The sequence below is a fragment of the Fodinibius sp. AD559 genome (assembly GCF_052712805.1).
Genome location: NZ_JBQPVW010000009.1, coordinates 62,728 through 83,804, shown reverse-complemented (window position 1 = coordinate 83,804; position 21,077 = coordinate 62,728). Strand labels below are relative to the sequence as shown.

Sequence of the window (21,077 nt, the reverse complement as noted above, 5' to 3'; positions counted from 1 at the left end):
TATCACCCAATAAACTCAAATAAAAAAGCCCCATCCCAAGAAGTCGGGACAGGGCTTTAGAATCTTAACTATCTTAACTTAGATCATTGTTGCAATTACAAGAGCAACAACCGACATAAGCTTAATAAGAATATTGAGTGAGGGACCTGAGGTATCCTTGAACGGATCGCCTACGGTATCACCAACAACAGAAGCTTTGTGAGCATCGGAGCCTTTTTTAAGCATTTCTCCGTTGTACTCATAACCTTCTTCAATCATTTTCTTGGCATTATCCCATGCACCGCCGGCATTTGATTGGAAAAGTGCCATTAGCACACCAGAAGCGGTAACGCCGGCAAGTAGTCCGCCGAGCATTTCGGCTCCGCCAAGGAATCCGAAAGCGACCGGTACGACCACAGCAAGAACGCCGGGAGCAACCATCTCACGGAGTGAAGCCGTGGTAGAAATTTCAACACATTTTTCATACTCAGCTTTTCCAATAGCCGTTTCAAAGGTATCCTGATCTTCTTCAGACCAGTCTTCCATCTTGGTGCCTTCGTTTCGGGACATGGCATCAAGTCCGGCGCGCAGTTCTGGAATATCGTTGAACTGACGTCGAACCTCTTCAATCATTGACATAGCAGCACGTCCTACCGCTTTCATGGAAAGTGCAGAGAATAAGAAGGGTAACATTGCTCCTATGAAAAGAGCCCCCATAACCTTGGGTTGGGTGATATTAATACCGGTTAATGCCACTTCGTGTGTTGCATTATAAGAAGTGATAAATGCGGCAAACAATGCAAGCGCTGTAAGCGCAGCAGAGCCAATGGCAAATCCTTTTCCGATGGCTGCCGTGGTGTTACCAACAGCATCCAGCTTGTCAGTGCGTTCGCGTACTTCGTCGGGCAATTCCGACATTTCAGCAATACCGCCTGCGTTGTCAGAAATAGGTCCGTAGGCATCAACAGCCAGTTGAATACCGGTATTGGAGAGCATTCCTACTGCAGCGATAGCTATACCATATAGACCGGCAAATTCGTATGAAGCAATCATTGCAGTAGCAATAATTACGATGGGAATGGCAGTAGAAATCATTCCTACGCCAACACCCGCAATAATATTTGTAGCAGCACCGGTTGAAGATTGTTCTACAATTCCGGTTACAGGTCCTGTACCAGTTCCGGTGTAGTGTTCGGTTATTAGTCCAATAAGTAATCCTGCCGCTAACCCAAATATTGTTGACCAGAAAACACCTATGCTTGTAATGGCAATTTCATCACCAAAAATAGTGGTATGGGTCCAGCTTGTAGGAAGCATCCACTGGATTAGCAGATAAGAAGCTACAAGCATTACGGCAGCCGATACAAATTCACCAATATTCAATGCGGTTTGTGGGTTTCCACCTTCCTTAACACGGACGAAGAATGTTCCGAGAATGGAAGTTAAAATTCCGGTACCTGCCAAAACAAGTGGAAGGAGTACAGCAGAAAGACCATTGAAGTTATCTGCCCATTCCGGGTTAGCCATAAATGCAGCGCCTAATACCATAGTACCGATAATAGATCCTACATACGATTCAAATAAATCGGCTCCCATTCCGGCAACATCGCCAACATTGTCTCCAACATTATCGGCAATAGTAGCGGGATTTAAAGGGTGATCTTCGGGAATACCTGCTTCAACTTTTCCTACAAGATCGGCACCAACATCGGCTGCTTTGGTATAAATACCGCCGCCTACACGAGCAAATAGGGCAATAGAGGAAGCGCCGAAAGAGAATCCGGTAACAATAGCCAATACTTTATTGACACTTGCTGCGTTACCGGTTCCAAACATATCACCGAATATGAGAAAGAGAAGTCCAAGACCCAGAACACCTAATCCTACAACGCCGAGTCCCATAACGGAACCGCCTGCAAAAGCAATATTTAATCCCTTGCCAAGACTTTCGCGGGCGGCATTAGTAGTACGAACATTTGCTTTTGTAGCAACGCGCATACCAATGAAGCCGGCCAAACCGGAACAGAATGCTCCCACAACAAAAGAAACCGATACAAGCCAGTGGGATGTTTCTGCATTGGCAGTAACTCCCAATAGAATGGCTACGGAGATTACAAATATTGACAGTACTTTATATTCAGCTTTCAGAAAAGCCATCGCTCCACGTTGTATGTGTGAGCTGATGGTCGCCATTTTTTTAGTGCCGGTGTCTTGTTTATTAACCCAAGACGATTTTAAGAAGGTATACAGTAGCGCAAGTATACCACTAACCGGTATTAAGTAGGTTATTAAGGTATTCATGTCAGCTTTAGTTTATTAGGATAAGTTAGTAGTTGATTAGTTAAACTTGTTCATTGCCTGATCAATGCCTTCTCTGACAAAACAGAGAGCGGCATCCACCGCATTGTCCAAGGTTGATTCAATAGTCGTATGCTCATCATCAGAAAAGGGGGAAAGTACATGTTGTACTTGTTGTCCTCTTGGAAAGTCATTTCCAATCCCGATACGCAGTCGGGGAAAAGAATTTGTCCCTAATTTATTGATAATATCTTTTATTCCGTTATGTCCGCCTGCACTTCCTCCCGGACGCAAACGAATAGTTCCTACATCCAGATCCAAGTCATCGTAGCAAACCAGGCAGTTGCCAACATCTTCTTTATACCAATTAACTGCCTGGCGTACAGCATCACCGCTGTTATTCATATAGGTAGTGGGTTTAACCAGGTAAATCGAATGTCCTGCATGATTTCCTTTTCCCACATGAAAAGGGCCTTTCCCAGGCCCCATTCGTACTGACAACGATGTTGCCAGTTTATCGATAAATTCAAAACCTATATTATGACGGGTGCCAGCGTACTTACTTCCGGGATTTCCCAGACCTATAATTAACGGCATAAAGCAGTTACGCTGGTTTGGTCAATACTATTGTTCGGTTTCTTCTTCGTCGCCTTCGGTTTCTTCGCCCTCTTCGGCTTCCTCGCCTTCTGCAAGTTCTTCGCCTTCTTCGAGTGCCTCTTCGCCTTCTTCGAGCTCTTCTTCTGGTTCTTCGGTAATAAGTGAAGAAGTAAGGAGCGCTTCGGATTTTGGAGGACGAATGGTTACCAGCGTTCGTCCCAGATCGTCGAGCGGAATAATTCCTTCAAGCTCGAGATCACGGACGTGTAAGGAATCCCCAATTTCTAATTCACTAACATCAACCGTGTAAGCTCCAGGAATAAGATCGGGCTTAACGCGAATGCGCAAGATATGCATTGGTTGGAAAATACGACCGCCGCCTTCTGTAACACCAACAGGAGTACCTTCTAACTTGATGGGCACACTTAATGTTACTTTGTGATCTTCGTCCATTACATAAAAGTCTGCATGAACGGGACGATCTGTCAGTGGATGAAATTCCACGTCTTTAAGAAGTGTCTTGTACTCCTCACCATCAACCGTGATGTTCAGTATCTGACGCTTGCTTTCGCTCAGTATTTTTTCAAATTCCAGCTCATCGATCGAAAAATGTACGTTTTCTTCAACCTCAGGTCCATACATGACACATGGTACGCGCATGGCATCCCGAAGGGCGTCAGCGGCTTTACGGCCTGTTTCTCGTTTCTTTGCTTCTAAATCTACTACTTCTGGAGTAATCATAATCCTAAAACGTTAATTTAATCGTCAAAAAGTGCACTTATTGTATCGTTGGTGTGGATACGCTGTATTGCTTCAGCAAAAATACCCGCTACGCTCAAAACCTTAATCTTGCTCGAAGGTTTACGAAGCGGCACCGTATCGGTAACCAACAGTTGATCAATAGGTGAATCTTCAATTCGTTGGTACGCAGGCCCTGATAAAATAGGGTGCGTACATGTTGCTATAATATTAAGTGCTCCGCGATCTTTCAGTGCGGAAGCGGCATTTGTTAATGTGCCTGCTGTGTCAATAAGATCATCGACGATCAGCACATTTTTGTTTTCAACTTCACCGACAATATTCATTACCTCGGCTACATTTTGTTTAGGCCTCCTTTTATCAATAAAAGCAAGCCGAGCTCCCAAACGTTTGGCATATGCTCTGGCCATTTTCAGGCTTCCCACATCGGGAGCAACAACGACCAGATTTTCAATCGGATGGTCGTTGAAATAATCAATAAATAATCGGCTGGCATATAAATGGTCAACCGGAATGTCAAAAAATCCCTGAATTTGTGCTGCGTGCAGATCCATTGTTAAAATACGATCAGCGCCGGCCTCGGTAAGTAGATTTGCCATCAACTTAGAGGCAATAGAAACACGCGGCTGATCTTTGCGATCTTGACGGGCATATCCAAAATAGGGAATTACAGCTGTTACTCGCTTTGCCGAAGCCCGTTTTGCAGCGTCCAAGAGTAATAGTAACTCCATGATGTTGTTGCCCGGCGGCGGGGTGGATTGTACCACGAAAATATCTTCGCCGCGAATGCTCTGTTCATACTTTACATAGAGCTCACCGTCTGAAAACGGCTTAATAGTAACTTCACCTAAATCAGTACCGTATTTTTCAGCAATAGCTCTTGAAAGAGCAAGATTGCTGCGTCCGGCAAATATGGCTAAGGGCGTATCCAACGAAGCGAGTTTTCAGGAAGTTATAAAAAACAGAAAAGGATGGCTATAAAGTCATCCTTTGTAATTTGTTGCCCGGGGAGGACTCGAACCCCCACTGACGGTACCAAAAACCGCTGTCCTGCCATTAGACGACCGGGCAATCTCATGCCTTTTTCAACAGATGCAGATGATATGAATTTACACGTTCTGAATCAAGAAGAAATTACACTTTTAAAAACTTTACATTCCTGGCAATTGCGGGGACGACAATAGGATCGCAGTTGATAGATAGATCCGAGCTTTTTCTTATATAGAGAAGGAGAAATATCGGCATTATCAAAAAGTTTAAACAGTGAAGAGGGAATATGAGCCTCATGTTCTTGCCAAAGCGACCAGCAACGATTCTTAAGGCCCTCTTTTAATAATAGATTTCCCAAGAAATACATTGAAGGCAAAAATACAGTTCCAAAAAGAATAGATGCCCGTTCCTGGCCAAGACCGGGTTTTGTTTGTACATTATCGAGCAATTTTTCCCACAACTCCCGGGGATTATCCTGCAACCATTCTTCGAACGGACGTTCGTAAATGTGCCAAAAGAGCTCTGCACCTTGTTGTATACGGAGCCGTGGATGGTTGCCGGGACGGCATCCTTTATGATTCCAGTTGATGATTTTTTGGGTGTCGTCTTTGCTTTCAGCATTGATCTCCGAAAGTTTTAAAGCCCGGATGCGAAACGCATTTTTAGAAAAAGTATCGGTGCTTTCTTCGTAGAGAAGATTAGCCAGCTTGCGCATTTGATGTCGATTATGGGATATCCCAAGGCCGTCGAAGAGACCAATAGTAAGCATTTTAGTCCATGCCTTTGATGGAGGTAACGATGCATCATAAAAAGTCAGTAGATCATCCACTTTCTGTTCAAAATATTCTTTGTGGGCTTTTTGCAGCTGCTGGGCAAAAGCTTCGTCCGATATAAAAGAAAGCTGACCTGCGCAGGGTAGTTTGGGTTTGCTCTGATATTGTTCCAGGAAAGACTGTAATGGCTGGGAAAGGTATGGAGTTAAACAAAGAGTGGGGATCTGTGTTTCATCACTCCTGTGGCTGTGGCTTTCGGTAGAATTAAAAACGACGTGTAAAATGACGCTATTAAAATTAGGATCAGTGTGGTGGTTGTGAGCCCGCCAGTCGGATAGCGACCAATGTAACTCAACATTTCCAAACCATCGGAGATTATCGACGGTAATTTCCGCAGATAAAAAGTCGGGGCCATCTGACTTATTAATTCGCCCTGTATCATATATCCGAATCTGTTGGTCGTCAATTGTTTTGATATTACGAAAGTTGAAATGGCGGTTTGCCCAGATCCAGTGCAGCAACTTCTCGTGATATGGAGGGGTTGATTTATTCATTTAGAATATCATCATCGCTTAACGGGATACCATCGGTGGCCTCGTAAAGATCGGGGATATTTTGTTGAATGCCTTGCTGGATACTCTTTCCAAGTTTATTAATTTCTTGTGATCCTTTTCGTTTGGCGGTCCGGTGTTGTGATTTAGTCCATCGCTTTAGTTCTAATACGTTTTCCGATAACCAAGTTCTGTTTTGTCCTCCTTTTCTTGGAGTTAACAGGAAGCCGGCAGCCAGTCCGCCTAAAAAAGAGGTGGTAAATAACAGCAAGTTTCTTTTACGACTCATAATATACCTCTCTTTTTCTTTTAAAGTCACTTTGTTTTCATTATAAATAATGTACAAAGCTGTTTGTTTATTATAAATTATTTACAACTGTTTATTTTTAATTAAAAGGGAAAGTTAATGAGTTCCGGATCAGAGTTAGTATTGATGAACAGGGAAAGAATGTTACGATCCCTAAACCGAATGGCACACGAAATTGCAGAGCATAATGCGGAGGATAGTCCCATTGATCTTTTTGGTATTAATGATCGGGGATATGTAGTTGCCACCACTCTGGCTAATATTTTAACTCCTGTGTTTAATGGCAAGGTGCGGTTCTTTCAACTCCCCTTGAAAGATAAAAGCACACACAATGTTTTGGAAGACATAAAACTACCGAAAAATTGCTATCCTGTTATTGTGGATGATGTTATTTTCTCGGGAAAGACGATGTTTAAGGCACTAAATACTATCTCAAACTATATGAGTCCTTCAGAGATACACACTGCGGTATTAGTTGATCGCGGTCATCGTAAATTTCCTATAAAAGCCGAATTTTATGGTATGGAGCTCCCTACAAAATTGAATGAGCATGTCTCGGTGGTCGTAAAAAATAAAAAGCTACAAAATGTTAAGCTGACAAAATCTTGAATAGTGAAACTTTTATAGAGGAAAAAATGTCAATATATTTGATGCATTAAATTTATAACCCCAGGTAGTACAATTCTCTATAGTTTCATGAATAAATTTTTCGCTTTTGTTGCTCTCCTCCTCAGTATATTTTTTTTGATTACTTCGCCGGTCTTAAGTCAGGAAGCTATTGAAATAAGTAGATTGCTGGAGAATGATTCTGATATTTCGGTACGGGATATGTCTGATGTTAACAGCAGAGTTGTCGTTGCAGACACATTGAGGGGATGGCAGGTTGACTGGGTTAGTGATTTAAGCGGTTCCCAAGCATCCTACGATAACTGGAGCCAGGGTGGGGTAAATACGATAAGTGTTACTGCTTCCACTGTTTTTAATGCAAGATATCGAAAAGGCCAGTTTGCTTATGCACTGGATACGAACCTTAAATACGGTAAGTCACAAATAGAAGATGAGGGAACTCGCAAGACCAATGATCGTATCGCTATAAATAACAAGTTCAGCTATATTTTTGAAGATGAGCGTTGGAGTGCTTTTGGGAACATAAATTTCAGTACTCAATTTGATCAGGGTTATGATTATGCTGAGGAGCCGCCGGTAGTAATTTCCCGCTTTTTCGCACCGGCTTATTTTACACAGATAGCGGGTATTTCATTTCAACCGAAAGATTATTTTACCGCTGAGGCCGGTATGGCGATGAAACAAACTATTGTTTCGGATACCACCTTGTCTACACGATATGGACTTGAACCGGGTGAAAGTTTTCGCTTTGAGCCGGGATATTCACTGGCGATGAATTTTGAAAAGAAAATTGTATCAAATGTTCGTCTTATCAGTACAGTGGAAACATTTACAAACCTGCAGCGCCATGTGGATAATACCGATGTTAACTTTTCAAATGAGTTGATTGGCAAAGTTAATGACTACCTGAATATGTCATTCCAGTTTGTGATGGTATATGACAGCGATTTTAATCGCGAGGTGCAAATTAAGCAGGTACTTTCTGCCGGATTTTCGTACAGTATTTTCTAAAAAAATCACAAAATATATATTTGTAACAAAAAAGCCCCGATTTCGGGGCTTTTTTGTTTTAGTATAAGTTATTTTCGATGAGTGAAACCTATTCTACATCAAACTCAATGCCTTGGGCCAACGGCATCTCATCGCTCCAATTGATGGTGTTTGTTTGTCGACGCATATAAGCTTTCCAGGCATCGGATCCGGATTCGCGTCCGCCACCGGTTTCTTTTTCGCCTCCAAAAGCCCCGCCGATTTCAGCACCGCTGGTTCCCACATTGATATTGGCAATACCGCAATCCGAGCCGCGGGCGCTCAAGAAGGTTTCAGCTTCTCTCATATTCAGCGTAAACATGGATGAGCTAAGTCCTTGCCGAACACCGTTGTGTTTGGCAATGGCTTCGTCGAGATCGCTGTATTTAATTAAATATAGGATTGGCGCAAACGTCTCTTCCTGTACAATATCGTATTCGTTTTCGGCAATTACGATAGCGGGATTTACATAATGTCCTCCGTTAAGCTTCTTCTTTTCCAATATTTCTCCACCGTAAACAATTTCACCACCAGCTTCTTGAACTTCCTCAAGAGCCTGTTGCATGTTCTCGGCTGCTTGCTTATCAATAAGTGGACCGACCAGCGTATCTTCATCCAACGGATTGCCGATATTTACATCTTTGTAAATTTCAACAAGGCGATTTTTCAGTTCATCAAAAACGTTTTCGTGGACAATAAGGCGCCGGGTAGAAGTGCAGCGTTGCCCGCAGGTTCCTACGGATCCAAAGACCGTTGCTCGGGCGGCCATTTCGAGATCGGCATTTTCGGAGACAATGATCGCGTTGTTGCCGCCAAGTTCAAGAATCGTTTTGCCGAGTCGAGCACCAACAGTTTTAGCTACTTCTTTACCCATCCGAATAGAACCGGTTGCTGAAATAAGAGGAATGCGCTCATCTTCCGTCATCCATTCACCCACTTCGCGTCCGCCGGTAATGAGGTTAAAAATTCCCTCGGGCAGATCATTTCGTTTTAATACTTTGGCAATAATATTTTGGACGGCAATGCCGCACAGTGGTGTTTTTTCGGATCCTTTCCAGATCATCACATTTCCACAGACGGCGGCAATCATGGCGTTCCAGCTGTAGACAGCAACCGGAAAGTTGAAGGCCGAAATAATACCAGTGATACCCAGTGGATGCCATTGTTCGTACATGCGGTGCTTGGGACGCTCAGACTGCATCGTCTTTCCATACAGCATGCGCGATTGTCCCACGGCAAAGTCACAGATATCGATCATCTCTTGTACTTCGCCGAGTCCTTCTTGATATATTTTGCCCATTTCGTAGGTAACCAGGCGTCCGAGATCTTCTTTATGTTTGCGCAGTTCGAGTCCTATTTGACGGACAATTTCACCGCGTTTTGGGGCAGGAACCATCCGCCATTCTTCAAATGCTTCTTGCGCTTTGGCCACCACTTTATCGTAATCTTCGCGGGAAGTTACAGTAGTGTCGGCTATTTGGGAGCCGTCAATCGGCGTGCGACTTGATATTGTTTCTTCACTTCCTGATCCAAAAAACTTTTGTCCGGTACTGGTGCCCAGGTTTGTACCTTCGATACCTAATTTCTTGAGAAAATCCATAGCTTTGGTTTCATGTTTTGTTAAATTTTGATAGTAAAATAAGGATCATTTTCGTGATATGAAGCTGAGTTCAAAAATAATTTTATCTAATATTTGGTGTGCGATTTTTTATCAACCATTTTAATGCTAATAAGAACCGAGCAACTAAACATTGAATATATCAACGGCATCTAATCGTCAACAGACGCTTCTTCGAAAATTAAATCGCAAAAAGTATCGCTATAAAGAGCGTCTTTTTCTTTTAGAAGGGGCTCGTGCAGTACAGCAGGTAATTGCGAATCAAGAGATACAAATACGGGCACTGTTTTTTGATGAAAGCCAGCAGTATTGGGAGCAGCCCGACTGGAAAAATGTGATAGATCAATTGGAGGTTGCGACTTTGTCGCGAGAACTTTTTGTAGAAGTGTCGGATACTGATACCCCGCAGGGAGTGTTAGCCCTGTGTGAGATGCCTCCGGAGGCTACTGCTGAGGGATTAGCTGAAAAATCGGGGCTGATTGTTGCACTCGATGGATTGCAGGACCCGGGGAACCTGGGTACGATAATTCGTACAGCGGGATGGTTTGGAATTTCGGGCATTGTGTCGGGCAAGGGAACGGTGGATATGTTTCACCCCAAACTTGTGCGGGGGACAGCAGGGGCAACGGGTACGATACCATTTATGAATGGGGAATTGTCCGAGGTTTTTGATACGCTGGAACAGCATAACTGGTCCGTTTTTTTGTTGGATGCCGGCGCCGAGTCAAAGGCATTGCATGAAATATCATCCATAAAAAAGGGAGTAATTGTGGTAGGAAATGAAGGCCACGGCATTCGTGATGAACTGATAACGGCGGATCGGAGTAGTGTGCGCATTCCGTCGCCGGTGGGGCAGCAAAATGTAGAGAGTCTGAATGCGGCAATTGCTGCATCAATTGCACTGTATGACTTATCCGGAAAAACCTAAAATTTTGTTATAAGGAATGATTGTGAGCTATTGATTCTGGCTGGCTTATTCAATAACCTGTTAGAAACATTTGCGGTGTGGCTGTTTATTCCAATCTAAATTATTCTGGTATGGCTAAATCCAAGAAAGACAAAATTTATGTTCTGGATACTTCGGTATTATTGTATGACTCTGAGGCGGTAAAGAATTTCCAGAAAAATGATATTGCTATTCCTATTACGGTGCTCGAGGAGATCGATACGTTCAAAAAGGGGAATGATGTCATAAATCTGCATGCCCGTGAGTTTAGCCGCTATCTTGATAAGATATCTGACAAGAATTTACTACAGAAGTGGATTCCCCTGAATGGAGAAACGCACGGTAAACTGCGGGTTATTAGTAATGAGGATAGCGAGCTTGATGCCTCAAAAGTGTTTGGAAATGAGAAGAACGACCACCGCATTTTAAACTCGGTGCTTAAGCTGATGGAGGAGGAGCCGGATAAGAAGGTGATTCTGGTTTCGAAGGATATCAATCTTCGGATTAAAGCGCGGTCGCTGAATATTGATGCCGAGGATTATGAGACGATACAGATCAAGGATCTTGACCACTTGTATCAGGGCAAGAAAGAGGTTGCCTGCAACGATACCATCATTAATAAGATGTATGAAGAGGGAAAGTTACCTTATACCGATTTACAGGATGAGAAACCCAATAACAATCAGTTTTTTATTCTGAAAGGGCAATCCGGATCGGCGCTGGGATATTTTAATAAGGAAAATGATTCGGTAGAGCTGGTACAAAAGAAAACGGCCTATGGCGTAACACCGCGGAATGCGGAACAGACTTTTGCACTGAACGCTATTTTGAATCCTAATAATTTACTGGTGACTATTACCGGTGCGGCGGGCACGGGAAAAACACTGCTGGCACTGGCCGGCGCGCTGGAACAGCGACGCAATTTTCATCAGATATTCCTGGCTCGTCCCATTGTGCCGTTGAGTAATAATGATATCGGCTATCTGCCAGGTGATATCAGCTCCAAAATTGATCCCTACATGCAGCCGCTCTGGGATAACTTGTCGTTTATCAAGAATCAGTTTCCGGAGAGCAGCAAAAAATTTCAAAAGATAGATGATATGCTGGAAAATGATAAGCTGCGCATTATACCGCTGGCGTATATTAGGGGACGCAGTTTGTCGAACGTGATTTTTATTGTGGATGAGGCTCAAAACCTGACGCCGCACGAAGTGAAAACGATTATTACCCGCGCGGGCGAAAACACGAAGATCATTTTTACGGGTGATATCTTCCAGATCGATACGCCTTATTTGGATACCCAGAGCAACGGTCTGTCATTTTTGGTGGACCGCATGCATGATAGTGAACTCTATGCGCACATTAACCTGGAGAAGGGAGAGCGATCTGAGCTGGCAAACCTGGCCAGTAAGTTATTGTAAACAACATTTATACTTAATACTTGTGGCACTTGAGGTATTTTAAAAGAATTGTCATGTTGAGCGGAGCGTAGTCGAGACATCTATCATGGCTGCAAAATATAATTAATAAAATAGCTTTTTGTTCCCCTGTTAAATTGTGCCCTAATAGATTTCTCCACGTCGGTCTGAAACGCACAGACCTTTGGTCGAAATGACATGCTACTTTAAAATTCAGAGTCATTTCGAACGTAGTGAGAAATCTTTGTTTTCGTTTTTATTCGATCAATGAAAATAAGTGGTTATTCTGATCCAATATTCTGGGCAGCAATCCAGCCGGTGGTCCAGGCTGATTGAAAATTATACCCGCCGGTGATGCCGTCAATATTTAGCACTTCTCCGGCAAAATAAAGATTAGGTACTTTTTTGCTCTCCATCGTTCCCATATTCACCTCATCCAGTGGAATGCCGCCACTGGTGACGAACTCTTCTTTGTAGGTGGTCTTTCCCTCAATGTCATAGCTTGCATTTGCAAGCTGTTCGGTAAGATGATGAATGTTCTCGTTTGAGAGGTCAGCCCATCTTGTTTTGGGATCAATATCAGCCAGTTCCAAGAAGCGATTCCACAAACGGTTAGGAATAGGAAAAGTGTCTTGTTTCTGCGTTGTTTTGCGGGCATTGGTATCTCGAAGCTTTTTAAGCTTTCGCTGAACCTCTTGGAGATTAAGGGGATACAGCCAGTTGACCCGAATAGTAAAATCATAGTTTTGTTCATAGAGATATCGCGCTGCCCAGGCTGACGTTTTTAACACGGCCGGACCGCTTAGTCCCCAGTGGGTGATTAAGATGGGCCCTTCGTGCTGATAGGAGGTGTCTTCAATACTGACAGATCCATTAGCCACCGAAATGCCGGCCAGATCTTCAAAAATATTTTTTTTGAAATTGAACGTAAATAAAGAAGGTACCGGTTCTACAATAGAATGCCCCAGATCTTCGAGCCACTGGTATGTGCTGCGGCGATTAGAACCACCCGTAGCAATTATTACGGTATCAAACATTTGGGATTCATGATCTCGAATAGACAACGTAAATTGGCTGCCGTCCGTGGGTTTTACTGCTTCAACGCGATACCGGTTAAGAACGTCGATGTTGTACTTATCTGCTTCTCTCTTTAAACAATTGATAATCGTTGCCGAATCATCGGTAGTGGGGAACATGCGTCCGTCGCTCTCTGTTTTGAGCTCTACCCCGTGATCCTCAAACCAGGAAACCGTATCGGCTGGTTGAAACTGTTCAAAAGCCCAGCGGAGTTCACGTGATCCCCGGGGATAAGCTCTGGACATTACTTCCGGGTCGAAGCAGTGGTGAGTCACATTGCAGCGTCCGCCGCCCGAAATACGAACTTTGGAAAGGACCTCCCGACTTTTTTCAAAAATAGTGACGTTGAGATCGGGGTTGAGGCGTGCTGCATTGACGGCAGCAAAAAATCCGGCAGCTCCACCGCCAATAACAGCAAGTTTGTTGGTTGTTGGCATATTTTTTAAAGATCGATGAACTCAGAAGTTATTTTGTCGCCCCAGAAAACGTTGGCATGAGCATCAAAATCTTCGGTCGAATCGGTAGTAAGGAATCTGCGTGTCCCGTTTTGAGAACACTTTTCCTCAATTTCCGGATGTCGGATCAAATAATCAGCGAGGCTCTTAGCGACAATCTCACCTTGGCTTAGAATTGTGATATCGTCTTGAACAAACTGTTTTATTTTATCAATTAGCAAGGGATAGTGCGTACAAGCCAGTAGCAGGGTATCTATTTCTTTGGATTGAGATAAGATCCTATCGATATATTGCTGTACGAAATAATCGGCACCTTCACTGTCATATTCCTGGTTTTCCACAAGTGGCACCCACATGGGGCAAGGTTCTTGGTGGACTGTCAATTCCGGGAACTGGTTTTTAATCTCCAATACATATGATCTGGAGTTCACAGTACCGCTGGTCCCGAGAATACCCACATGCCCGGTTTCAGAATAGTTGCCGATGACTTCGGCAGTGGGACGGATAACACCAAGTACTCTTCGTTCGGGATCAATATTTGGTAAATCCTTTTGTTGGATAGTTCGAAGCGCCTTGGCCGAGGCGGTATTACAGGCCAGGATGACCAAGTGGCAATTTTGGTCAAAAAGATATGTAACGCATTCCAGCGTGTAGTGGTAAATCGTTTCGAAAGAGCGGGTTCCATAGGGAGATCGTGCGTTATCACCGAGATAGAGATAGTCATATTGCGGTAGTTCGCTGACGATATCCTTCATGACCGTCAGTCCACCGAAGCCGGAGTCAAAAATGCCAATTGGAGCAGAACTCATTTAATAAAAATAAGAGATCAAGAATTCGGAATTTCTGTAAATGATCTAAAACTAAGAAAAATATCCAACTTCCTAATTCTAAATTTCAAATTTCCAATCCCTAATTAAGTTTCCGGGCAAGTACCACTGTTTTTTTGAAGCTCAGATCACTTCCTGAGGCACTATCATGGGCTTCGAAAATAACAATATAAATGCCAATACGATTGCGACTGTTGTCGTCTTTTCGCCCATCCCAAATAAGCTGTCCTTCAAACCCGGCTTGTTTTCCGTCAGCCAATGTGCGCACCAGGCGTCCGTAGCGATCATAAATGCGGACCTTGATCAGGTAGTCTTGGTGATCAAGTTTGTAGTTGATAAATAGATTATCCTCATAACCGTCATCATCCGGGGAAAAAGGATTGGGATTGAAACTAATACCTGTTTCCTGGCGAATCTGAGCATTTTCCTGATAGATGGAGTTCTCCGAATTGGGTGTCCCGCCTTTTTCAGTTACGCTGGATCCCCAGTTTGTGTCATCATTGCTGGGGCCACCAGGTGCAATACGTTCCAGAGCAATGCCCCGAGTATCAATAATATTGGGATTGTGCCAGCTTTCATCATAAAAAACGGAATCGATGGTGGTACCCGTACTGTCGGCTACGTAAATGGCATCATCTGACGAAGCTAAGCTAAGACTGGAGCGGTCTGCCCGCATAATTGATTGCTTGTTAGGTGATTCAAGATTGAAAAAGGTAGCGGTTTGACTTTCTTTAAAATTTGTACTCTCATCGGCATGGACGAGCACATGTCCCTGCGGCGGAACCCATTTTGCTGTTGTAGATACCGGTCGTATGTCGCGGATATCTCCGTGTTCGTCAGGCTCGTCATGTAGAAATAGCCCTTCAAGAGAAATGGCATAATCCCGAGTATTGCGCAGCTCAATATACTCAGTTTGATCGGGCTGATTGTCATCAGAATCGGCCAGGGGATTAAACATAATTTCGTTGATAACCAGATCCCCCTTTTGTAACGGTTGAGCTACCGAAATCTCGGAACTTGTGGTCCTATTTCCCTTTACATCACTAAAATTTTCTGCCCGAATGGTCGTGTTATTAGCATTGGTGGTATTACTCTTAGAAGTAGGAAAAGACAGGGAAATGACATCAGCATTGGTTGAGTCAAAGTCAGTAATTGAAAGACGTTCTTCTCCGGCATAAAAAGCAGCATCGTCGGTTAGACGGATAAATTCATTAAACTGGATTTTATAATCGCCATTCCCCAGTACCTTCGAGAAAATCATCTTCGGAGAATCGGTATCCTTCTGGAAGGAAACATTTTGGATGCCCGCCGAAATGCCGTTATCAGAGTTGTTGGTTTGCCAGTTTGAGGCATCATTTGAAGCCGCTAATGGGTCTTTTCGTTCAAGAGAAGATCCATCGGTATCACTGCCCCAGCTCTGATAGTAGCGCAAGGAATCAATCGTTACACCGTTTTTATTTCTGATATAAATATCATCAGGCGTGTTATTATTTAAGGATGGAAATCCGCTTATTGCTACCCCATTGGGGATTTCGGCCGCAAAATTTTGATTGCCAGTAAGTACAAGATATTCACCGGCTTCAAGTTGCAGGGGATCTTCGATGGTTGTTTCGGTGCTGTAATCGCCCACCACCCATTCGGTTAAATCGAAATTGTTATCCGTGGTATTATAAAGTTCAATGAAATCGGCCGTTCCTTGGACTCCCGGGTTATACAATATTTCATTAATAACGATTTGTCCCGATCGGGCATTATCAATTTTGAGGTATTTAAGGTCTTGGGTTGCACTTGATAACGTATTATCAAAGATGTCAGAGATATTTGAAGCTGTCACTTCATAGGTTTGTCCGTCAGTAAGTTCCTGTTCTAAGAATAGGGTTACCGCTTTATTTTGTGCTGATATCAATTGAATTCCAACAGACGGGGAAAGCTGGTAATTTTGTTTATCTGTTGCTGATAATGGAGCTATTTTTTCTGAAAATCTAAGTTCAATCTTGTTGTTACCAATGCTAATTAGATTTTCAAAAGAAGGCGGAGTTTGATCCTGAAGTACTTCATTTTGGGATCCCGGAGTACCAAATCCATTGGGAGCATTGGCCCAGTTTTCACGAAATATTCCGGAAATATCTGTAGTACGTCGTTCAAGTGCTATCTCGTCGCCTCCCCAGTCGGGAGTGTATTGCAACGAATCCAGAAGGATTCCATTTTGGTTTCGTATGATAATTTGATCACCGCCGTTGTTAAGGGCTGGAAAGCTACTCATTGTTATCAGCGCAATATCGGGATGATTGGTTAATAGCGTATTGTCAGGTGCTATTACTATGAAGCTATCTGGAGGTATTATAAAACGTGAGTTAGTAATAGTTTCGTAAATACCGCGATTATCGCTTAAGGTCCATCCCTGAAGATTAAATGATTCGTTAGAAAGATTATAAATTTCGATGTATTCGGTACTTCCGGATGGAGGGACAAAAGTAAATTCATTAACAAAGACATCACCAGAGTCGGCATTGGATACTTTATAATAAGTAAAGGAGGTATCGGTAGCAGACATTATATTACCAAACAGATCTGCAATGTTTTCTACGCCAAGAGTGTATGTCGTTGCATTTTGCAACGAATTGTTGAGCGATAAAAGGGCAGTGTCGGGAGATGAAAATTGTGCATTTTCTACAGAAAGCGAACCTAATATAGAGTAATTGTTGACTTCTTCTGCTGAATTTCCATCCAGCTGTTCCGAAAATATTACTGCTAATTCCGTATTACTTCGGATCTCAAAATTTTCAACTGTTGGAGCTTCGGTGTCAGGTTCAATGTCGTTTGATGATCCCGGAGTACCAAAGTAATTGGGTGCATTGCCCCAATTACTTTGATAAGAGCTTGAAATATTAATGGTGCGGCGTTCCAGGGCTATTTCCTCACCGCCCCAATCTGAAGTGTAGGTCAGAGAGTCTAATAACGTACCGTTTTGGTCCCGGATGATAATTTTGTCGCCACCGTTATTAAGGGCGGGGAAATCTCCCATAGTAATCAGAGCAATATTCGGATATTCTGATTCAATAGTATTGTCTGGGGCAATGACCACAAAACTGTCCGGCGGCACAATAAATTGATCGTTGGAAATTGTCCCTTCAAAGCTTTCACGGTTATCACTGAGCGTCCATTCCTGCAGGTCGAGAGATTTAGTGGAATGGTTGTAGAGCTCGATATATTCAGAGCTGTTTGCCGGCGGGGCAAACATAAATTCATTGATAGCGACATCTCCCGAATCCACAGGTGACGGTTCATAATAGGTGAAAGAGGTATCGGTTGGAGATATTGTATTGCCGAAAATATCTTCTGCATCTCCGATGGATAATGTGTAATCCTGTGCATTTTGTAGGCCGGACCCCAGAGAGAGCTCGATGGTATTAGCTGCCGTTTGATTTACTGATGAAATACTGTTGTTGGTGATGCTATAGTTGCCGGGTTGACCCAAGCGCTCATCAAAAACGGCTTGTAGCGTTTGGATAGATATGATATTTATATTAGTGAGTTTGGGAGGTGTATTATCTTTGGTCACCTCATTGGTTGTACCCGGTGTCCCCCCGTTAGGATTGGGAGAGTTGCCCCAATTTTCATGGTAAATACTTGGCGTTGATGCTGATCGTCGTTCCAGTGCCACATTCGTGCCGCCCCAGTCGGAGTTATAAGTTAGAGAATCTGCTTTAGCACCAGTATTGGTAATTAATTGTACTGCATCAGGTGTTGTATTATTGAGAGCAGGAAAGCTTGCCTGATGGTAAGCTCGATTACCGAATATATTAAGTAGTTCAGTAGTGTCTGCTGAAACAACTAAGAAGCTGTCGGGTTCTACGGCGATGGGATCCGAACCTAAACTGGAACTGCTGTTATTATCTACTATTTGCCAATTGGCAAGGTTTAGATATTTGCTGCTGGTATTTCGGATCTCGATGTATTCTTCATTGATTGTTGTCGGATAATCGTAAACAAATTCGTTGATGATGATATCTCCTTGGGCATAGGAGTCAAAAAATTGAAATTTATACTCAGTATTAGGATCGATGGTGTTGCCTTCGTTGTCAGCAATATTGCTGACATTTAGGGTATATTTTCCGCCGGGGATAGGATTATTAAATGTGAGTTGAACGACATTGTCTGAAGTACTGGTGATATTGGGATTTCCAATATTAGGCTTAATACTAAAGTCTGATGTTTGAACAGTTGTTGGATCAACATCAAGATTAAAAGAGATATTAATAGTTTGATTATCTACGACTGTAACATTTTGTATATCCAGTGGCGGATTAACTTTAGTGACTTTTATATCATCGTATTCAAACAGATTGGATCGGGTGCTGGTATAATCACTGAATAGACCGATGAATTCACTTTGGGCATAGGTATTGTCTTTTGCAGTTCCCTGAGAGGTATATGAGGTGCTTCCGGTGGGATCAGCAAAAAGCTCCCAATTTCCATTGAGATCTCTGGTTACCTGAACACGAACAGTTACAGGATCAGTATCAACAATACCATCAGTTCCATTTATAATTTTTGTTGTACTGTTGCCATCCTGGCGATAGAGGCTCACTTCATCATCAGTATCACCTATTTGAACAAAATATCCATCTATATCACCTTTCATATCTTGGTTATCAACTACAATATAGAATCTTGACAGATTACTGCTTGATGGATTAAAACCAAGTTCAATATATGCTTCCCATTCTCCATAAGCGGCTGTTGAGACCGTATGGATTACAGCTTCAGCACTTTCACTGGGAGCATCCAGCTGAAGCATATTTAAGGTATTTACGGTATGTTTGGATTCACCGTCAGTCCAAGTAGGATTATTTGTAAAGTCCCCATCTGAGAAATCTTCATCAATGGTGACTGATTGAGCGAAGGTAGATGATGTAATAGAAATGAAAATCCCAATAAAAAGGAAAACCAACGTGCTTTTGTATATCATACCGATTTTCTTGATGAATAGTCTGCCAGAAGAATAATAGAGAAAAATAATAATGGCAAGAAAAAGCATCCGATACAAAAAAAGAGGGTGAAACTGCTCTCAACAGTTTCACCCCGGAAGGACATTTGATATTGCTCTCTATTTCAACGGCTTATACGCTTTTACGCGTTTCTGTTAGTAAGACCGTTGAGATAGTAAATCCTTACAAAGTTTTTTCGATAATTTTTTATATACTTTTTACCGTTAGTTATAAATCCAAAACACTCCTAATGAATTACTCATCCAACCCATCGGTACCCGTTGAAATACCGAATATTAATTATGGCTTCCAGGTTGCAAAGGGATTATTAAAAGTAAAAGAAGATGGACTTTATCTGGAGTTTGAAGTTGAGGATAGTATTGTGGGATTAATAACTTCCGGTGTTAAATCGGCTATGATCACCTATGCTGATCTGGATGATATCCGTTTTGAAAAAGGGTGGTGGAGTGCAAAAATTATTCTGGAAGGGACATCAATGAAAGTATTTGAAACCTTGCCGGGAAGCGAGCAGGGAAGGTTGAAGTTAAAGATTAAACGCTCCGATCGCGATGATGCTCAAAATGCCGTTTCGTCAGCCCGGGTTCATCTTTCTGAGCACAAGCTTAAAGAATTGGATGGTGAGAATACGGAAGGGTAAGGTTTGAAATGATAAATCCCTGCCGGAACTTAAATTTCTGGCAGGGATAAAGTTTAAAGAATGAAAATTAACTTATATATCCTTTTGCAGCTAAGAGTTCAGCATTTAATATAGCTCCACCTGCTGCACCTCGGATAGTATTATGGGCCATGGTTACGTATCCTAAGTCCATGACCATACCTTTTCGAAGTCGTCCCACTGCTGTTTGCATGCCGCCTTCGCGATCAGCATGAAGACGGGGTTGGGGATAGCGATCTTCTTTGTACAGTCGTACGGGATTTGCCGGAGATGAGGGCAGATCCAGATTAGCAATGGGATTCTGCCAGTCAGTAAATGCTTGTTCGGCTTCTTTTATAGTGGATGGTGGATTTTTCAGTTTCACCGATACCGAAAGGAGATGTCCTTCGATTGTAGGGACGCGCACAGCTGTGGCCTGAATAGTAAAATCATTAAAATTGATCGAGTTATCCGACAGTGTACCTAATACTTTTGTCGCTTCGGTCTGTACTTTGGGTTCTTCTCCACCAATATACGGCACGACGTTAGCTACGATATCCATACTGGAAACGCCGGGATAGCCAGCACCCGAAACGGATTGCATGGAGGTAACCACAAGCGATTCAATGCCAAAGGCATCGTGCAGTGGTTTTAGCGACATTGAAAGCGGTACGGAAACACAGTTAGGATTAGTGACAATCCAGCCATTACCATTAGGATCAAAAGATTGCTTTTTGATCAGCTTAGCGTGTTCGGGGTTCACTTCGGGAACGAGCAGTGGCACTTGATCGTGCATGCGATAGTTTTTCGCATTGGATATTACCGGAATGCCTGCTTTAGCAAAAGTTTGCTCGATATCTCCGGCTACGGATGAATCAAGTCCAGAGAAAACGAAATCTACTCCTTTGAATTTATCTGGATCACATTCTTGAACGGTAAGTTCCGCTGCGTTCGAGGGCAGTTCGGTCTTTTCAATCCAGTGGGCAGCTTGTTTGTACTTTTTGCCGGCAGATCGTTTTGAGGCTCCCAATACTTTCAGGGTGAACCAAGGATGATTTTCGAGCAAGCGAATAAATTTTTGTCCGACGGCCCCGGTAGCACCGAGTAGACCAACCTGATATGAATGCATAAATAGATTTTGTTTTGAACTATAGTTTAGGTTTGTCAATGGAATTCATGG

Annotated in this window: 16 protein-coding genes and 1 tRNA gene; 5 read left to right on the top strand and 12 right to left on the bottom strand. The window is 42.9% G+C overall.

Translation table 11 applies throughout. The features are described 5' to 3' along the window. Positions 1–78: 78 nt before the first annotated feature. From ACQ4LT_RS14205 to ACQ4LT_RS14175, 7 genes are all read right to left on the bottom strand, one after another. The gene (locus ACQ4LT_RS14205) at positions 79–2,280 is read right to left on the bottom strand and encodes a sodium-translocating pyrophosphatase (RefSeq protein ID WP_445666721.1); all 2,202 of its coding nucleotides are present in this window, start codon (positions 2,278–2,280) and stop codon (positions 79–81) included. 36 nt (positions 2,281–2,316) lie between these two features. Beyond that, positions 2,317–2,874, bottom strand: a complete 558-nt coding sequence (gene pth / locus ACQ4LT_RS14200) for an aminoacyl-tRNA hydrolase (RefSeq protein WP_445666720.1) — start codon at positions 2,872–2,874, stop codon at positions 2,317–2,319. Between the two features lie 27 nt (positions 2,875–2,901). Next, positions 2,902–3,615 carry a 50S ribosomal protein L25 gene (locus ACQ4LT_RS14195; RefSeq protein ID WP_445666719.1) on the bottom strand — a complete coding sequence of 238 codons (714 nt, stop codon included), beginning with the start codon at positions 3,613–3,615 and terminating at the stop codon, positions 2,902–2,904. A gap of 17 nt (positions 3,616–3,632) precedes the next feature. Next, positions 3,633–4,565 (bottom strand): ribose-phosphate diphosphokinase, encoded by a 933-nt coding sequence (locus ACQ4LT_RS14190; protein ID WP_445666718.1) that lies wholly within the window; start codon positions 4,563–4,565, stop codon positions 3,633–3,635. Positions 4,566–4,633: 68 nt separating this feature from the next. Next, positions 4,634–4,704, bottom strand: a tRNA-Gln gene (locus ACQ4LT_RS14185). Between the two features lie 52 nt (positions 4,705–4,756). Beyond that, complete coding sequence (locus ACQ4LT_RS14180; protein WP_445666717.1) at positions 4,757–5,950, bottom strand: DUF2851 family protein; 1,194 nt, start codon at positions 5,948–5,950, stop codon at positions 4,757–4,759. Beyond that, the gene (locus ACQ4LT_RS14175; RefSeq protein WP_445666716.1) at positions 5,943–6,236 is read right to left on the bottom strand and encodes a hypothetical protein; all 294 of its coding nucleotides are present in this window, start codon (positions 6,234–6,236) and stop codon (positions 5,943–5,945) included. The genes ACQ4LT_RS14180 and ACQ4LT_RS14175 overlap by 8 nt, the downstream gene beginning before the upstream one ends. A gap of 159 nt (positions 6,237–6,395) precedes the next feature. Between ACQ4LT_RS14175 and ACQ4LT_RS14170 the strand changes: the two genes are divergently transcribed. Both ACQ4LT_RS14170 and ACQ4LT_RS14165 read left to right on the top strand, forming a co-directional pair. Then, entirely contained in the window at positions 6,396–6,863 is a 468-nt protein-coding gene (locus ACQ4LT_RS14170) for a phosphoribosyltransferase family protein (protein WP_445666715.1), read from the top strand. An 87-nt stretch (positions 6,864–6,950) separates the two neighbouring features. Next, the gene (locus tag ACQ4LT_RS14165; protein WP_445666714.1) at positions 6,951–7,892 is read left to right on the top strand and encodes a DUF3078 domain-containing protein; all 942 of its coding nucleotides are present in this window, start codon (positions 6,951–6,953) and stop codon (positions 7,890–7,892) included. Between the two features lie 88 nt (positions 7,893–7,980). On the opposite strand, the gene amaB is transcribed toward ACQ4LT_RS14165, so the two are convergent. Beyond that, positions 7,981–9,510: an L-piperidine-6-carboxylate dehydrogenase gene (amaB, locus tag ACQ4LT_RS14160; RefSeq protein ID WP_445666713.1), complete on the bottom strand. Its 1,530-nt coding sequence runs from the start codon at positions 9,508–9,510 to the stop codon at positions 7,981–7,983. Between the two features lie 151 nt (positions 9,511–9,661). Here amaB and ACQ4LT_RS14155 point away from each other — a divergent pair, with 151 nt between their 5' ends. Continuing rightward, positions 9,662–10,456, top strand: coding sequence for a TrmH family RNA methyltransferase (locus tag ACQ4LT_RS14155; RefSeq protein ID WP_445666712.1), 795 nt, complete (start codon positions 9,662–9,664; stop codon positions 10,454–10,456). Positions 10,457–10,566: 110 nt separating this feature from the next. After that, complete coding sequence (locus ACQ4LT_RS14150; protein WP_445666711.1) at positions 10,567–11,895, top strand: PhoH family protein; 1,329 nt, start codon at positions 10,567–10,569, stop codon at positions 11,893–11,895. 278 nt (positions 11,896–12,173) lie between these two features. Here the strand turns inward: ACQ4LT_RS14150 and ACQ4LT_RS14145 are convergent, their stop codons facing one another. From ACQ4LT_RS14145 to ACQ4LT_RS14135, 3 genes are all read right to left on the bottom strand, one after another. Next, positions 12,174–13,406, bottom strand: coding sequence for an NAD(P)/FAD-dependent oxidoreductase (locus tag ACQ4LT_RS14145; protein ID WP_445666710.1), 1,233 nt, complete (start codon positions 13,404–13,406; stop codon positions 12,174–12,176). Between the two features lie 5 nt (positions 13,407–13,411). After that, the gene (gene murI / locus ACQ4LT_RS14140; RefSeq protein WP_445666709.1) at positions 13,412–14,233 is read right to left on the bottom strand and encodes a glutamate racemase; all 822 of its coding nucleotides are present in this window, start codon (positions 14,231–14,233) and stop codon (positions 13,412–13,414) included. A 100-nt stretch (positions 14,234–14,333) separates the two neighbouring features. Beyond that, the gene (locus ACQ4LT_RS14135; RefSeq protein ID WP_445666708.1) at positions 14,334–19,223 is read right to left on the bottom strand and encodes a lamin tail domain-containing protein; all 4,890 of its coding nucleotides are present in this window, start codon (positions 19,221–19,223) and stop codon (positions 14,334–14,336) included. 269 nt (positions 19,224–19,492) lie between these two features. Between ACQ4LT_RS14135 and ACQ4LT_RS14130 the strand changes: the two genes are divergently transcribed. Next, entirely contained in the window at positions 19,493–19,900 is a 408-nt protein-coding gene (locus ACQ4LT_RS14130; protein ID WP_445666707.1) for a hypothetical protein, read from the top strand. 67 nt (positions 19,901–19,967) lie between these two features. Here the strand turns inward: ACQ4LT_RS14130 and asd are convergent, their stop codons facing one another. Next, positions 19,968–21,026, bottom strand: coding sequence for an aspartate-semialdehyde dehydrogenase (asd, locus tag ACQ4LT_RS14125; RefSeq protein ID WP_445666706.1), 1,059 nt, complete (start codon positions 21,024–21,026; stop codon positions 19,968–19,970). Between the last annotated feature and the right edge of the window lie 51 nt (positions 21,027–21,077).

Bases quoted from the DNA above. Each gene is read 5' to 3' on its own strand.
- ACQ4LT_RS14205 (WP_445666721.1), bottom strand. From the start codon at position 2,280: ATGAATACCTTAATAACCTACTTAATACCGGTTAGTGGTATACTTGCG.
- ACQ4LT_RS14170 (WP_445666715.1), top strand. From the start codon at position 6,396: ATGTTACGATCCCTAAACCGAATGGCACACGAAATTGCAGAGCATAAT.
- murI (WP_445666709.1), bottom strand. From the start codon at position 14,233: ATGAGTTCTGCTCCAATTGGCATTTTTGACTCCGGCTTCGGTGGACTG.
- ACQ4LT_RS14130 (WP_445666707.1), top strand. From the start codon at position 19,493: ATGAATTACTCATCCAACCCATCGGTACCCGTTGAAATACCGAATATT.
- ACQ4LT_RS14195 (WP_445666719.1), bottom strand. From the start codon at position 3,615: ATGATTACTCCAGAAGTAGTAGATTTAGAAGCAAAGAAACGAGAAACA.
- ACQ4LT_RS14145 (WP_445666710.1), bottom strand. From the start codon at position 13,406: ATGCCAACAACCAACAAACTTGCTGTTATTGGCGGTGGAGCTGCCGGA.
- ACQ4LT_RS14150 (WP_445666711.1), top strand. From the start codon at position 10,567: ATGGCTAAATCCAAGAAAGACAAAATTTATGTTCTGGATACTTCGGTA.
- ACQ4LT_RS14135 (WP_445666708.1), bottom strand. From the start codon at position 19,223: ATGATATACAAAAGCACGTTGGTTTTCCTTTTTATTGGGATTTTCATT.
- amaB (WP_445666713.1), bottom strand. From the start codon at position 9,510: ATGGATTTTCTCAAGAAATTAGGTATCGAAGGTACAAACCTGGGCACC.
- ACQ4LT_RS14175 (WP_445666716.1), bottom strand. From the start codon at position 6,236: ATGAGTCGTAAAAGAAACTTGCTGTTATTTACCACCTCTTTTTTAGGC.
- ACQ4LT_RS14180 (WP_445666717.1), bottom strand. From the start codon at position 5,950: ATGAATAAATCAACCCCTCCATATCACGAGAAGTTGCTGCACTGGATC.
- pth (WP_445666720.1), bottom strand. From the start codon at position 2,874: ATGCCGTTAATTATAGGTCTGGGAAATCCCGGAAGTAAGTACGCTGGC.
- ACQ4LT_RS14165 (WP_445666714.1), top strand. From the start codon at position 6,951: ATGAATAAATTTTTCGCTTTTGTTGCTCTCCTCCTCAGTATATTTTTT.
- asd (WP_445666706.1), bottom strand. From the start codon at position 21,026: ATGCATTCATATCAGGTTGGTCTACTCGGTGCTACCGGGGCCGTCGGA.